The following is a 12,932-nucleotide window of genomic DNA, read 5'->3' as shown; positions in this document are numbered from 1 at the left end:
GTGGCTTGAGCCGCTTCCTTCGCTTTGCTACGTCCAGGGTCTCAAGACGCACGCTGATCCCTCAGGAGTCGGCCTTTCTCCGTTCCGGTACATTCTGATACTCTAAAAAATATTTGCTGATAGAACAGAAAAAAGCGTAAAGGACTCATTCCTCTTACGTTTTTTCTGTTCTGTCCCAACCTCTTTTTTTTTTGCTTTTCGACATACAATAATAAATATGAAAAGAGCAAACATAAAACCAATAAGTTACTGACTAGTCACCGCTTCTGCAACAGTGAAATCATTTAATAGAGCGAGATTAATAATAGTAGAGAGTGTACCGTAACAACTCGCTGCGAAGATAGCCATAAGTGGATAAATCCAGTTCATCAAAATAACTTACATTATATTCAATTAAGAAATAAATATCTCTAATATGATAGATAGTTTTAAATATTGTAAATATTACAACCTATGCTATTAATAATAGGGTATAATCAAAATATTAGTTATATCACTATTTTGTCACATGAAAACAGAAGCTCATGTTCGATGAGTCATAAGATAACCAGAGTTGTGACAAATGATATAACTAACAAATTATTGAGAGTTGTATAATTCTCGATGATTGAAATTTCAATCAAATAGGGGGCTGGGTAGTATGAGTAAAAGAAGTAAACTCTTGTTTACAGTTTTAATGGCTTTCACATTAGTAATGTTAGCCGCATGTGGAAACTCATCAACAGATGATACTGAAGGTGCAGATTCCGGTGATGTTGTAAAAGCAAAAGTAGGCGTTATTTCATACTTAACTGGCCCAGGTGCTAGTTATGGTGAAGCGATTACAAACGGAATTAATCTCGCACACAAAGAAATTACTGAACTTGGAGAAGTGGACATTGAGTTGAAAATTGAAGACTCTGCTGGTAAACAAGAAGAAGCACTATCAGTTGCACAAAAATTAATGAACTCAGAAAATGTAGATGCAATTATTGGGCCTACTTTAAGTACTGAAATGCAAATTGTTGGACCAGAAGCAGATTTAAACGGTGTTCCGATTCTAGGTACATCAAACACAGCTGAAGGTATTCCACAACTTGGAGAATATGTATTCAGAAATTCAATTCCTGAGACATTAGCAATTCCTGCATCTGTGCAGAAAGCTATTGATAAATATGGCGCAAAAAAGGTTGCGATTTTATACGGAAATGATGATGTATTCACAAAAGCAGGATATGACACGATGAAGCAAGTTGCTGAAGATTTAGATTTAGAAGTTTTAACAACAGAAACTTTTCAATTAGGACAATCTGATTATAAAGCACAATTAACAAAAATTAAAAGCCTAAATCCAGACTTAGTTTTAGCTTCTGCTCTTTATAATGAAGGCGCAGTAATTCTTGATCAAGCCCGCAAAATGGGAATTGACGTACCATTCGTTGGCGGTAATGGTTTTAACTCACCGGAAGTTATTGAAATTGCTGGCGACGCTGCAAATGGTTTAATCGTTGCAACTCCTTGGTTCGCTAAGAAAGACAACGAGAAAGTTAAAAAGTTTGTTGAAGATTATAAAGCGGCTTACGGTATGGAGCCGGACCAGTTCGCAGCACAAGCATATGATGGTTTTTATGTAATGGCTGAAGCAATTAAAAATGCTGGTGAAGCAGATCGTGATGCGATTCGTGATGCACTGGCTGAAATTAAAGATTTTGAAGGCGTTCTAGGAAATATGTCATTTGATGAAGACGGTGACATTATTATGGAGCCAACTGTTTTAATTATTGAAGATGATGAATACGTAGTATTTGAATAATTTTTCAAGGAAGGGGCTGGGGATTTTCCCAGCCTTGTTGTTTTCCTAAATGACTTACGAAAAATGAGATTAATCATATAAGTCGAAAATGAAGAAGGAGGAGTACTATTGCTAATTGAACAATTAATAAATGGTTTAACATTAGGAAGTATCTATGTCATTGTTGCGCTAGGTTACACGCTCGTATTTGGTGTGTTGAACGTAGTAAACATGGGGCACGGGGAAATCTTTATGTTCGGAGCATTTATGGGCGTCGTTGTCACGAATATATTGGGTTGGCCATTATATATTGCATTTGTCGTAGCCATTGTAGTGACGGGAATTTTAGGCTATTTTCTCGAAACATTTGCGCTAAGACCATTACGAGGGAAAGAAGGTGTCTCACATCTTGCGCCTTTAATAAGTACAATCGGTGTTTCTATTTTTCTTGAGAACGTTGCACATCACTTTTTTGGTTCAGGCAACCAACCATTCCGTACTTCACTTTCAGAATTAAAATTCGTTTTAGGATCAACAACTGTTTACTACGTTCAAATTATTATTTTCGTTATTGCTATTTTACTAATGTTTGGACTTACTTTTTGGTTATCTAAAACAAAAGCAGGAAAAGCATTACGTGCAAGCGCGGAAAACTTAGCAGTAGCAAGTCTTCTCGGTGTAAATACGAAAAAAACGATAACGCAAACTGTTATTATTGCATCAGCAATGGGTGGAATTGCTGGAATTTTAGTGGGAATCGCTTTCAACTCTGTTAACCCTCAAATGGGTTTATCTTTCGGACTTAAAGGATTAGCTATTATTATTTTAGGTGGTTTAGGTAATGTTAGAGGAGCCATGGTAGGTGGTTTGATTTTAGGGATGGCTGAAACATTTATCGTAGCATATGGAGATTCAGGTTATCGGGATGCTGTTGCGTTTATCGCTATCATTGTTATTTTAATCGTACGACCACAAGGAATCTTTGGAACAGCTACAACTGGGAGAAAGGGTTGATTAGATGTTAGGCGAATTAATAAACCCGTATTATCTACAAGTTACTTCTTTTATTTTAATTAATATCATTCTAGCTGTTAGCATATACATAACGCTTGGAACAGGACAATTATCACTTGGTCATGCGGGCTTTATGAGTATAGGTGCGTACACAACAGCTATTCTAACGCTTAATTATAATATGCCGCTTGTACTCGGTGTCATTATAGCTGCTATCTTTACAGGGATTGTTGGGACATTAATCGGTATTCCGGCTTTAAGATTGCAAGGTGTTTATCTCGCTATTGCAACACTTGGGTTCGGTGAAGTCGTTCGAGTTCTTTTCATTAACTGGGATGGTTTAACAAACGGTGCAATTGGCTTATCAGGCATTCCGCATCTTGGAAGAGAAATACTTAGTGTAAGTAAAACTATAGGAATAGAACCTGATATGTTTGGGTTGAAAAACAACCAGTTCATAAGTTTAGCTGTCTTTTTTGTCTTACTTATTATAACGATTTCTGTCATTTGGTTCTTCGTGAGACAAAATAATTCTAGAATTGGACGTGCTTTCTCCGCTATTAAAATGGATGAAGAAGCATCAGAAGCGATGGGTATTAATATTACTTATTACAAAGTATTAGCTTTCGGTCAAGGCGCAATGTTAGCAGGATTTGCAGGCGCCTTATATGCTCATTTAATGGCGTACATTAGCCCTTCAGACTTTGATTATCATAGAGCAGTAGAAATATTGATTTTCTCTATTTTTGGCGGAAGCGAAGTGATATGGGGATCCATATTCGGAGCTGTGTTCTTATCTGCAATGCCGGAATTCTTACGTTTTATCAACGAATATCGATTTATGATTTATGGTGCGCTTCTTGTTCTTATGATGGCGTTCCGCCCACAAGGAATTATCGATGTGAATATGATGAACCGATTTAAACGATTAAGACCTAAGAAGAAAGGGGAGAAAAAGCATGGTGCTGGAAATAAAGAAGATCAGTAAAAACTTCGGTGGTATCCAAGCTTTAACCGATGTCTCATTTTCAGTGGAAGAAGGCGAAATTCTTGGTTTAATTGGGCCTAATGGTGCTGGAAAGACGACTATGTTTAATATGATTACAGCTATGTATCCTCCTAGTTCTGGTGAAATATCGTTTGTCGGTAATCCACTTTCGAATTTAAAGCCACATCAAATTACAGAAAAAGGCATTTGCCGTACATTTCAAAATATTCGTCTGTTTTCTGACTTAACAGTACGTGAAAACGTTATGGTAGGTAATCATTGTCGACTAAAAACTAATGTGTTGCAAAGTGTTTTCCGCACGAAAGCTCAAAAAGCAGAAGAAGCTAGAGTTTTGGCAACTTCAGATGAGATATTAGAAGTTGTTGGCTTATCGGATGATAAGGAAACAATTGCAAAAAACCTTTCATACGGTGCGCAGCGGAGATTAGAAATCGCAAGAGCTTTAGCAAGTAGACCAAAGTTAATCCTTCTTGATGAACCAGCAGCTGGGATGAACGAAAAAGAAACGAATGATTTATTTAATTTAATTAAAAAAATCCAAACGTTAGATATTACAGTGCTACTTATCGAACATGATATGCCACTCGTGATGCGTGTTTGTAGTAGAATTATCGTTTTGAACTTTGGTAAAAAAATTGCAGAAGGTACACCGAGCAGTATTCAAAACAATAAAGAAGTAATTGAAGCCTACCTCGGGGTTGAGGAGGAAGATGAGCTTGCTTAAACTAGATAACATCAGTACCTTTTATGGTAAAATTCAAGCGTTAAAAAGTATAGATATAGCTGTAGAAGAAGGGACAATCGTAACGATTTTAGGTGCCAATGGTGCTGGTAAGACGACGATGATGAATACCATCGCTGGGCTTTTAAAACCCAAAGAAGGTACAATCCATTATTTAGGGAAAGACGTTACAGGTCGTCGACCAGACCAGCTTTTAAGAAATGGTTTAGCGCTTGTTCCAGAAGGTCGAGGTATTTTGGCAACAATGACTGTTTTAGAAAACTTGGAAATGGGTGCATATCACCGAAGTGATTCAGAAGTTAGCGCGGATATTGAAAAGGTGATGGATCGCTTTCCGATTCTGAGAGAAAGAAAAGAACAATACGGTGGGACACTTTCAGGTGGACAACAACAAATGTTAGCGATTGCCAGAGTGATTATGTCTAGGCCAAAGCTTCTTTTACTAGATGAACCTTCAATGGGTCTAGCACCGATCATCGTTGCAGATATATTTAAAATTATTAAAGAGATTAATGAAGCGGGTACCACAGTCTTACTTGTTGAACAAAATGCGCGACAAGCATTAAAAGTAGCAGATCATGGTTATGTACTTGAAAATGGGAAAGTAGTTGCTTCTGGTACTGCTAAAGAATTATTGCAAGATGATACGATTAAGAAAGCCTATTTAGGTCATTAATCAAAATAAAGAAAACTAGTCTGAAACTAAGTCTTTACTTATTTAGAATTTTAACTTGGGATGAATAACATGGACTCGCGTGAATCTAAAAAGTTAGAGATGGATGACCTTTTTCTCAGTGCAGCTGAAGTGGCAGAAGAAGCAATAGTGAATTCCCTATCACAGGCTATCACGACGACAGGACGGATGGGGAATATCATCCACGCCTATCCGTTTGAATAGATAGTATGATGGAGGTCTTTGAAAAGTATATGGAGGTGAACCGATAAGCAGATTTGTTTGAGTCTTTACACAATGCGGTATACTAATACTAACAATGAAAGGAGATTGATCATAAATGGGTTATGAAGAAAATGTAGCGGGTTTTGATAAAATTGATTCGGCAAGAGCAGACGAACTAGTAAAAGGGGACGGCGAGGCTGTAATCTATGTCGGTAAATCCGTATGTCCTTTCTGCCAAGTATTCGTTGAAAAATTAAACAAAGTGGCTAAAGAAACGGATGCCCATATCTATTACGTTAACAGTATTGAAAATTCTGATATGAAAGGTGTTTCTGCTTTCCGTAATGAGTACGACATTCCAACAGTGCCTGGCTTCATCTACACAAATGGAGACACAGTAAACATTAAATGTGATTCTTCCATGTCTGAAGAAGAAATCAAATCATTCATGAATAAGTAATCGATTAAAAACTACATAAAGAGATCCTTAATTCGTAAGTGAATTAAGGATCTCTTTTAATTCTATTTTCTTTTTTAACTGATGAGCTGTTTTGACGGAAAGGTTTGCTGTAGTTCGTTCATAAGAGTTTGCCGCTCTTCTGCATTATGGAGATAAATAGGCTCGATAGCTTCTTTCAGCCATGTCCTACGCTCTGCGCGATCCGCGATGTAAAGCTTCACATAGTGTCGTACATCAGCAAGGAAATCCAGGTAGTCCTCATATCGTTCATCATAGGTTTCTGCAATTTCGTCACGAACATTTTTGGCCAATGAAGGACTTGCGCCACTTGTCGATACACTGATGATCAGTTTACCGCGTGTCATAACAGCGGGAATCTGTGCAGTACCTAAAGAAGGATTGGAAGCGTGAACGACCAGTTTGCCCGCATCTTTTAATTGTTTGGCAAGACAATCATTTACTGCTTCGTCATCCGTTACAAGCAAGGTGAGAAAAGCATTTGCAACGTCTTCCCATTGTGCTTTTTTCGTGATGAGTGTAACCGTCCCTCGTTGTTCTAGTTCTTCAAAAGACGGGTGGAATTCAGGGCTGATAATGGTAGGATGGATACCGAAACGATGGAGGTTGAGTACTTTGTGATATGCGACGTGCCCGCCACCGACTAGGAAAATATTTGATTCATCCATGTTTTCAAGCATGATGGGGAACATAGAGACCACGTTTCCTTTCTGTTGCTTCATCGGCCCTTTCATTCAGAATCGCATGAATCACGGGATCATAGCCTAATTCGGGGCATAGATGAATAGCGGTTGTTGTTTTAGTTTTCTTTAGTGTTCGTTCAATTGATTTCATCAAGATACCCGTGAACAATAAATACGGTAAAACATACAAATTCTTTGGCTGATGTTCTAGTAATCGTTCGAGTTCATCTTCATAAAAAGGCTCGCAAGCTGCTAGATAACCGACACTGACATTGTGGAGTTTAGTTTTTTCTTGGAAGATTCTTTTGATTTCTGCAAAATCATCTTGCGTAGCGGGATCACTACTGCCTCTTCCAATCAATAAAATGCATGCATCCTCAGGAATTACTTCTGTCGTTTCATGCAACCGTTCGATTAGTACATTGATCATTCTTTCATCCACACCAATTGGATCACCGTAGTAAACAGGAGTATCAGGGTAATCCATCATAACTTCCTGAAGCTCAGTAGGAATATCCACGTTGGCATGACCTGCGCGTAATAACAGAAAGGGGATAGCAATAATTTCTGTTGCGCCTCGTGCGATACAGCGCGCAACGCCTTCAGCAATCGACGGTTCAGCGAGTTCCAGAAAACACGCTTCCTGGATAGGGGCCGCTTCGGTTTCCATTGTCTTCTCAATGAATGCCAAAGCAGCCTGCCGCCCTTTCTTTACGCGGCTACCGTGGCAAATATATAAGATAGCTCTCATACCATCGCCTCGTGTAAACGACGTTCTTTACTGGATTCTTCAAACCATTGTAATTCATCACGCAAGCGAACGACTTCACCGATAATGATCATACTCGGATTTTTGACTTCTTCCAGACGTGCCGTTTCCGTCATAGTGGAAAGCGTCGCAGTAACTGTACGCTGTGTCTCTGTCGTTCCCCAATGAATGAAGGCAACAGGTGTGTCTGGATCTTTACCATGCTCAATCAATTGTTTTTGGATATAAGGTAGATTGCTAACACCCATATAAATCGCTAGAGTATCAATCCCTTTTGCGAGAGCTTGCCATTTTTCAGTCTCTTCGGCACCTTCTTTACGATGGCCCGTGACGATTGCAAAGGAAGCGCTGTAATCACGATGGGTAACAGGGATTCCTGCATAGGCTGGAGCTGCGATTCCGGACGTGATGCCCGGAATCACTTCGAATGGGATGTGATGCTTCACCACAAACGCTGCTTCTTCACCGCCGCGACCGAATATAAATGGATCGCCGCCTTTCAGACGTACGACTTGTTTACCTTGTTTCGCATGTTTAACCAATAAGAAATTGATCATATCCTGCTGAACGAAATGATGCTTAGGAAGTTTCCCTACAAAAATCAATTCTGCATCGGGCTTTACATGAGTTAAGATTTCTTGATTGATCAGTCTGTCATAAAGAACTACATCCGCTTGCTGTATAGCTTTCACTGCTTTGATGGTCAATAAATCAGGATCTCCAGGACCTGCTCCGACTAGCCAAACTTTGCCCATTCCAATCACTCCTTAATGAATCCATTTTTTATCGCGTAAGTAACCGATCAATTGTTCAACACACTCTTCAATCGTATATCGATCAGTTTCTAATGTAAGTTCAGGTTTTACTGGTGCTTCATAAGGTGATGAAATCCCAGTAAATTCAGGAATGACACCGGCACGTGCTTTTTCATATAAACCCTTTGGATCGCGTTGTTCACAAGCATCAAGAGGACAACTGATAAACACTTCAACAAATTCATCTTCTTCCACTAAGCGTCTGACGCTATCACGATCCTCTTGGAAAGGGGAGATGAATGCGGTAAACACGAGCTGACCACTGTCAATGAATAATTTCGAGACTTCACCAATGCGACGAATGTTTTCTTTACGTGCTTCATCAGAGAAGCCAAGGTCCTTATTTAAGCCATGACGAACATTATCACCATCAAGTACATAAGTGTTAGCACCAAGATCATGCAACCGGCGTGCGGCTGCATTAGCAATCGTGGATTTACCCGAACCGGATAGACCAGTGAAGTAGAGTACTGCACTATGATGTTTATTTTTTGTCCGTTGTTGTTCTTTTGAAATTAATTGGTCATGCCATACAATGTTCTTTGCCATATCGTCATCCCTCACTTCGCCAGTTCTTTTTCTTGTAATCCATTAATGAGTACATCGACCACTTCTTTGCGACTGAATTCCGGTGGAGGCAAGATGCCGTTTTTCAACATCTCACGCACCTTAGTTCCCGAAAGGATGACATGGTCCTCACTGGAGTGCGGGCAAGTTTTAGGTGTTGCCATATTGCCGCAAGTTTTACAGAAGAAACTATGCTCAAAGAACAGTAATGTGATGCCGATTTCCTCCGCTGTAAAGTTCGAGAAGATTTCTTGTGCTTCGTATGTGCCGTAATAATCTCCAACACCTGCATGGTCACGACCGACGATAAAGTGTGTGCAACCATAATTTTTACGCACAAGCGCATGGAATATTGCCTCGCGTGGTCCTGCATAACGCATTGCAGCAGGGAAGACAGCCAACTTCACGCGATCTTCAGGGTAGTAGTCACTCAGTAGAACTTGATAACTCTCCATCCGTACATCGGCTGGGATATCGTCAGACTTTGTTTCACCAACTAGCGGGTTGAGCAAAAGTGCGTCCACGATTTCGAGTGCAGTTTTTTGAATATATTCATGTGCACGGTGCACAGGATTACGCGTTTGGAATCCGACAATCGTCTTCCAGCCATTACTTTCAAATGCTTGACGAGTTTCAGAAGGATCGAAATAAAACTCAGCAAAATCTTTCTGTTCTATTCGTCTGATCAGTTTAATCGGTCCACCTAGATAGATATGGCCGCGATCAAGTAACTTCGCTACACCTGGATGTGCACGGTCAGTTGTTTTATACACTTTTTCTGCTTCAATTTGTTGATCAGGTTCGAAGATATCCGTTATTTCAAGTGTGCCGAATATATCACCTTGATAGTCGAGTAATACTGTATCGCCAACGGAGTAAGCCGAACTGTCTTTTACGGGTAGCGTAATAGGCAAACTCCATATCGTACCGTCCGCGAGACGAATATCATTGACGACTGCATGATAATCTTTAGAAGTTAAAAATCCAGTTAACGGGCTATAGGCACCCGTTGCGATTAATTCCAAATCACTCACTGATGTTGCATCAATAGAGACTGTTTTGTGCAATCCTTTAATGGAGAGAGTGGGATCATATAAATTAACTAACTTACCGCCGTGTGGTTGTATTGTTGTCATTTTTAAGCACCTATCCTTTACATTTTAATAAGTCATATAGAAATACTAGGTTTTAAATTTAAAAAATTTACGTATGCAGGCCACATTCTGTTTTGCCACTACCAGTCCAACGTCCGGAACGCATGTCTTCTTCAGTAAAAGCTGGTTTTGTACAGTTTGCACAACCAATACTCGGATAACCTTGATCATGGAGTATATTATAGTCCAGTTCATGTGTGTGGGCGAAACGCCACACATCTTTCCATGTCCAATGAATAAGCGGACACACTTTAATCTTCTCAAAACGGTTATCTAGATTTAGATAATCCGTAGATTTTCTCATTTCAGATTGTTCTCTACGTAATCCTGATATCCATGCGGTGGAAGGGTCAATAGCTTCTTCCAATGGTTTAATCTTCCGCAAATCACAACATTGATTTGGGTTGGTTTTCCAGAGATCTAAACCGTATTGATTTGTCTGTTCTTCAATAGTCAATCCAGGTTGTTGCAAATGAATTTGAAGTTGAGGATAGCGCTTTTTCACTTTTTCTATCGTGTCATACGTTTCTTTAAAATGATAATTAGTGTCTAAGAAAACAATCTTCGCATTGGGCTTCACTCGTGAAATCAGTTCAATTAATACAATACCTTCTATACCGAAGCTACAAGCATAGACTAACTTTTCTCCATAGTGATCATAAGCCCATTGTAATACCTCAGAAGCTCCTTTGGTCTCGGAGTCTGTTGGAAACTTTGGTAAGACCGGTGCATCTTTCCACGATTCAAATGTGACCATTCCATCCCCCCGCTAACTGTTATATTATTAACAGTTTAACAGACAATTAAAAATAGTCAATACAAATTAGAATAGTAGGGATTGAAATTTTTATTTATTTAAATAATGGCGATTTCTTATTTGGAAGAGGCTCTAAAGCATGGTAAGTACTCACCGAACATGGGTAGTATTTTTGAAAATTTATTTTATTTCCGGGATTTGTAGAAAGTTTCTTGTTTTCATGGTAGTGCGAAGAAAGAGTATATTGTCCTTATTATAGTGCTATAGGATGGTTTACGTGTTGGAAATGGTGCAAGGCAGTGTGAGTAGTTGAATTTTTAATGGAATTAGTGCTTGTTGGATTCCGTTTCTGTTAGGGGTGCGTAATAAGCGGTGGTGGGTTGTGGTTTTTGCACTTGCTTTTACTGTTGGGTGTTTGTTTAGGGGTTCGTGGTTTTGCTGGCAATGAGACTGGGGCGGTCATGGTCCTCACTCCGGCGCTGGTGGATGGCTTTCGCGAGGAGCCACTGACAGAAAGTTCGCCTGTCTCTGTTTTTATTTCTGTAGGCAATCCCCCACGTGCCTGCGCGGGTAGAGAAAGCATACACTCACTAATTTCAGTATCCAACAACCAGTCGAGCGACGTCCCCAACAAAAAGTGAGCAAGAAATACATGATTGGTATCACCATGTCACTGTTTTTCTCTTTACTAGAAACACAAACTAATTCATTTCCCCAAAGTAGCGCAGGCACAACTGCGGGGTAGGCCGTGGCCCTGAGACAACTGGCAGCCCCATCGCCAGCTGGCTCAGGGCTGGAGGCAATCCCCACGTGCCTGCGCGGGTCCAGAAAGCATACACTCACCAATTTTAGTACCCAACAATCAGTCGAGCGACGTCCCCAACAAAAGTGAGCAAGAAATGCATGAAAGCTATCACAATGTCACTGTTTTTCTTTTTGTTAGAAACACAAACTAATTCATTTCCCCACAGTAGCCAGTCACAACTGCGGGGTAGGCCGTGGCCCTGAGACAACTGGCAGCCCCATCGCCAGCTGGCTCAGGGCTGTAGGCAATCCCCCACGTGCCTGCGCGGGTCCAGAAAGCATACCCTCGCTAATTTCAATACCTAACAATCAGTCGAGCGACGTCCCCAACCAAAAGTGAGTAAGACGGGCAGCCGCGTAGTGGTTCTGTCAAATGAATTTCTTAGTTGTGTAACGTATAAAAAATCTTGTTTTGCTAGCACAATCTATATTATTACTACTCAGTAGCGCAGACACTCACTAATTTTTAGTACACGACAACTCTTAGAAGTGTAGAGGTTCCTACCTACGTCTATTTATCTTTTTACTTTTCATGTCAAAAAGCAATTGGTATACTAAATAGTAGTAAATCATTATAACTAAAGGAAAGAGTGTGCACTCAATGGGCCGTAAATGGAATAATATTAAAGAAAAGAAAGCGTCTAAAGATGCGAACACGAGTAGAATCTATGCAAAGTTTGGCCGTGAAATATATGTAGCAGCAAAATCAGGAGATCCAAATCCCGAATCAAATCAAGCATTGAAATTCGTACTCGAACGTGCAAAAACATACAGCATACCGAAAGCGATCATCGACCGTGCAATCGAAAAGGCAAAAGGTGGCGGCGAGGAAAACTTCGACGAACTTCGTTATGAAGGGTTCGGACCGAACGGCTCAATGGTTATCGTGGATGCATTAACAAATAACGTCAATCGGACAGCGTCAGAAGTACGTGCGGCATTTGGTAAAAATGGAGGCAACATGGGCGTGAGTGGTTCTGTAGCTTATATGTTTGATCCAGCTGCTATTATTGGTGTTGAAGGCAAAACAGAAGATGAAGTATTAGAATTATTGATGGAAGCCGACGTTGATGTCAACGATATCGAGGAGGAAGATGGGCAAGTAGTTGTATACGCTGATCCTTCCCATTTCCATGAAGTACAGGAAGCATTTAGTCAAGCTGGTGTTACGGACTTTACTGTAGCAGAGTTATCCATGATAGCTCAGAATGAAATTTCATTAGATGCAGAAGCGCAGGAACAGTTTGAAAAAATGATTGATGCACTAGATGATTTAGAAGATGTACAACAGGTTCATCATAATGTTGAGTTAACGTGAAAAAACAGCTGTTCCATAATGGAGCGGCTGTTTTTATTTGAAAGAATAAGTTGAAAAAAGCAAAAAAAAGCACTACCTATGTTATAATAGACATGCGAAAATTTTTTAATTTGAGAGAAAGTCCTTTGATTGTTGCCGCGATCCTAGGGCTTT

At 39.9% G+C, this 12,932-nt stretch carries 15 protein-coding genes; 8 read left to right on the top strand and 7 right to left on the bottom strand.

Going from position 1 to position 12,932, the window contains the following annotated elements; translation table 11 throughout:
• Positions 1 to 246: 246 nt before the first annotated feature.
• Positions 247 to 369, bottom strand: coding sequence for a hypothetical protein (locus CSV73_RS16890; RefSeq protein WP_255407862.1), 123 nt, complete (start codon positions 367 to 369; stop codon positions 247 to 249).
• Between the two features lie 271 nt (positions 370 to 640).
• Here CSV73_RS16890 and CSV73_RS15905 point away from each other — a divergent pair, with 271 nt between their 5' ends.
• The 7 genes from CSV73_RS15905 (at position 641) to CSV73_RS15880 (ending at position 5,894) form a co-directional block, all read left to right on the top strand.
• Positions 641 to 1,792, top strand: a complete 1,152-nt coding sequence (locus CSV73_RS15905; RefSeq protein ID WP_085131675.1) for an ABC transporter substrate-binding protein — start codon at positions 641 to 643, stop codon at positions 1,790 to 1,792.
• A gap of 108 nt (positions 1,793 to 1,900) precedes the next feature.
• On the top strand, positions 1,901 to 2,785 hold the full coding sequence (locus tag CSV73_RS15900) for a branched-chain amino acid ABC transporter permease (RefSeq protein WP_085131674.1): 885 nt from the start codon (positions 1,901 to 1,903) through the stop codon (positions 2,783 to 2,785).
• A 4-nt stretch (positions 2,786 to 2,789) separates the two neighbouring features.
• Complete coding sequence (locus CSV73_RS15895; protein WP_085131673.1) at positions 2,790 to 3,773, top strand: branched-chain amino acid ABC transporter permease; 984 nt, start codon at positions 2,790 to 2,792, stop codon at positions 3,771 to 3,773.
• Positions 3,745 to 4,518: an ABC transporter ATP-binding protein gene (locus CSV73_RS15890; RefSeq protein WP_099628057.1), complete on the top strand. Its 774-nt coding sequence runs from the start codon at positions 3,745 to 3,747 to the stop codon at positions 4,516 to 4,518. The genes CSV73_RS15895 and CSV73_RS15890 overlap by 29 nt, the downstream gene beginning before the upstream one ends.
• Positions 4,511 to 5,212: an ABC transporter ATP-binding protein gene (locus tag CSV73_RS15885; protein ID WP_085131671.1), complete on the top strand. Its 702-nt coding sequence runs from the start codon at positions 4,511 to 4,513 to the stop codon at positions 5,210 to 5,212. Before CSV73_RS15890 ends, CSV73_RS15885 begins: the two co-directional genes overlap by 8 nt.
• 69 nt (positions 5,213 to 5,281) lie before the next feature.
• Positions 5,282 to 5,434: a P1 family peptidase gene (locus CSV73_RS16385; protein WP_157111229.1), complete on the top strand. Its 153-nt coding sequence runs from the start codon at positions 5,282 to 5,284 to the stop codon at positions 5,432 to 5,434.
• A gap of 115 nt (positions 5,435 to 5,549) precedes the next feature.
• Positions 5,550 to 5,894: a DUF6568 family protein gene (locus tag CSV73_RS15880; RefSeq protein ID WP_099628056.1), complete on the top strand. Its 345-nt coding sequence runs from the start codon at positions 5,550 to 5,552 to the stop codon at positions 5,892 to 5,894.
• Positions 5,895 to 5,968: 74 nt separating this feature from the next.
• Here the strand turns inward: CSV73_RS15880 and CSV73_RS15875 are convergent, their stop codons facing one another.
• The 6 genes from CSV73_RS15875 to CSV73_RS15850 form a co-directional block, all read right to left on the bottom strand.
• Entirely contained in the window at positions 5,969 to 6,604 is a 636-nt protein-coding gene (locus CSV73_RS15875; protein ID WP_099628055.1) for a precorrin-2 dehydrogenase/sirohydrochlorin ferrochelatase family protein, read from the bottom strand.
• Positions 6,585 to 7,346, bottom strand: a complete 762-nt coding sequence (locus CSV73_RS15870; protein ID WP_099628054.1) for a sirohydrochlorin chelatase — start codon at positions 7,344 to 7,346, stop codon at positions 6,585 to 6,587. The genes CSV73_RS15875 and CSV73_RS15870 overlap by 20 nt, the downstream gene beginning before the upstream one ends.
• Positions 7,343 to 8,119, bottom strand: a complete 777-nt coding sequence (gene cobA / locus CSV73_RS15865) for a uroporphyrinogen-III C-methyltransferase (protein WP_099628053.1) — start codon at positions 8,117 to 8,119, stop codon at positions 7,343 to 7,345. Before cobA ends, CSV73_RS15870 begins: the two co-directional genes overlap by 4 nt.
• Before the next feature lie 12 nt (positions 8,120 to 8,131).
• Positions 8,132 to 8,728 (bottom strand): adenylyl-sulfate kinase, encoded by a 597-nt coding sequence (gene cysC / locus CSV73_RS15860; protein WP_099628052.1) that lies wholly within the window; start codon positions 8,726 to 8,728, stop codon positions 8,132 to 8,134.
• A gap of 11 nt (positions 8,729 to 8,739) precedes the next feature.
• Positions 8,740 to 9,882, bottom strand: a complete 1,143-nt coding sequence (gene sat, locus CSV73_RS15855; RefSeq protein WP_099628051.1) for a sulfate adenylyltransferase — start codon at positions 9,880 to 9,882, stop codon at positions 8,740 to 8,742.
• Between the two features lie 67 nt (positions 9,883 to 9,949).
• The gene (locus tag CSV73_RS15850; protein WP_099628050.1) at positions 9,950 to 10,657 is read right to left on the bottom strand and encodes a phosphoadenylyl-sulfate reductase; all 708 of its coding nucleotides are present in this window, start codon (positions 10,655 to 10,657) and stop codon (positions 9,950 to 9,952) included.
• Positions 10,658 to 12,062: 1,405 nt separating this feature from the next.
• Here CSV73_RS15850 and CSV73_RS15845 point away from each other — a divergent pair.
• On the top strand, positions 12,063 to 12,779 hold the full coding sequence (locus CSV73_RS15845; RefSeq protein WP_099628049.1) for a YebC/PmpR family DNA-binding transcriptional regulator: 717 nt from the start codon (positions 12,063 to 12,065) through the stop codon (positions 12,777 to 12,779).
• Positions 12,780 to 12,932 lie beyond the last annotated feature (153 nt).

The organism is Sporosarcina sp. P1 (assembly GCF_002743155.1).
In the GTDB taxonomy this organism is placed as follows: Bacteria; Bacillota; Bacilli; order Bacillales_A; family Planococcaceae; genus Sporosarcina; species Sporosarcina ureae_B.
Note: the sequence above shows the minus strand (reverse complement) of the source record. Positions and strands in the feature narration are given on the sequence as shown.

Excerpts from the sequence above, each read along its gene's own strand:
- CSV73_RS16890 (WP_255407862.1), bottom strand. The coding sequence starts at position 369 with ATGAACTGGATTTATCCACTTATGGCTATCTTCGCAGCGAGTTGTTAC.
- CSV73_RS15905 (WP_085131675.1), top strand. The coding sequence starts at position 641 with ATGAGTAAAAGAAGTAAACTCTTGTTTACAGTTTTAATGGCTTTCACA.
- CSV73_RS15895 (WP_085131673.1), top strand. The coding sequence starts at position 2,790 with ATGTTAGGCGAATTAATAAACCCGTATTATCTACAAGTTACTTCTTTT.
- CSV73_RS15890 (WP_099628057.1), top strand. The coding sequence starts at position 3,745 with ATGGTGCTGGAAATAAAGAAGATCAGTAAAAACTTCGGTGGTATCCAA.
- CSV73_RS16385 (WP_157111229.1), top strand. The coding sequence starts at position 5,282 with ATGGACTCGCGTGAATCTAAAAAGTTAGAGATGGATGACCTTTTTCTC.
- CSV73_RS15880 (WP_099628056.1), top strand. The coding sequence starts at position 5,550 with ATGGGTTATGAAGAAAATGTAGCGGGTTTTGATAAAATTGATTCGGCA.
- CSV73_RS15875 (WP_099628055.1), bottom strand. The coding sequence starts at position 6,604 with ATGTTCCCCATCATGCTTGAAAACATGGATGAATCAAATATTTTCCTA.
- CSV73_RS15870 (WP_099628054.1), bottom strand. The coding sequence starts at position 7,346 with ATGAGAGCTATCTTATATATTTGCCACGGTAGCCGCGTAAAGAAAGGG.
- cobA (WP_099628053.1), bottom strand. The coding sequence starts at position 8,119 with ATGGGCAAAGTTTGGCTAGTCGGAGCAGGTCCTGGAGATCCTGATTTA.
- cysC (WP_099628052.1), bottom strand. The coding sequence starts at position 8,728 with ATGGCAAAGAACATTGTATGGCATGACCAATTAATTTCAAAAGAACAA.
- sat (WP_099628051.1), bottom strand. The coding sequence starts at position 9,882 with ATGACAACAATACAACCACACGGCGGTAAGTTAGTTAATTTATATGAT.
- CSV73_RS15850 (WP_099628050.1), bottom strand. The coding sequence starts at position 10,657 with ATGGTCACATTTGAATCGTGGAAAGATGCACCGGTCTTACCAAAGTTT.
- CSV73_RS15845 (WP_099628049.1), top strand. The coding sequence starts at position 12,063 with ATGGGCCGTAAATGGAATAATATTAAAGAAAAGAAAGCGTCTAAAGAT.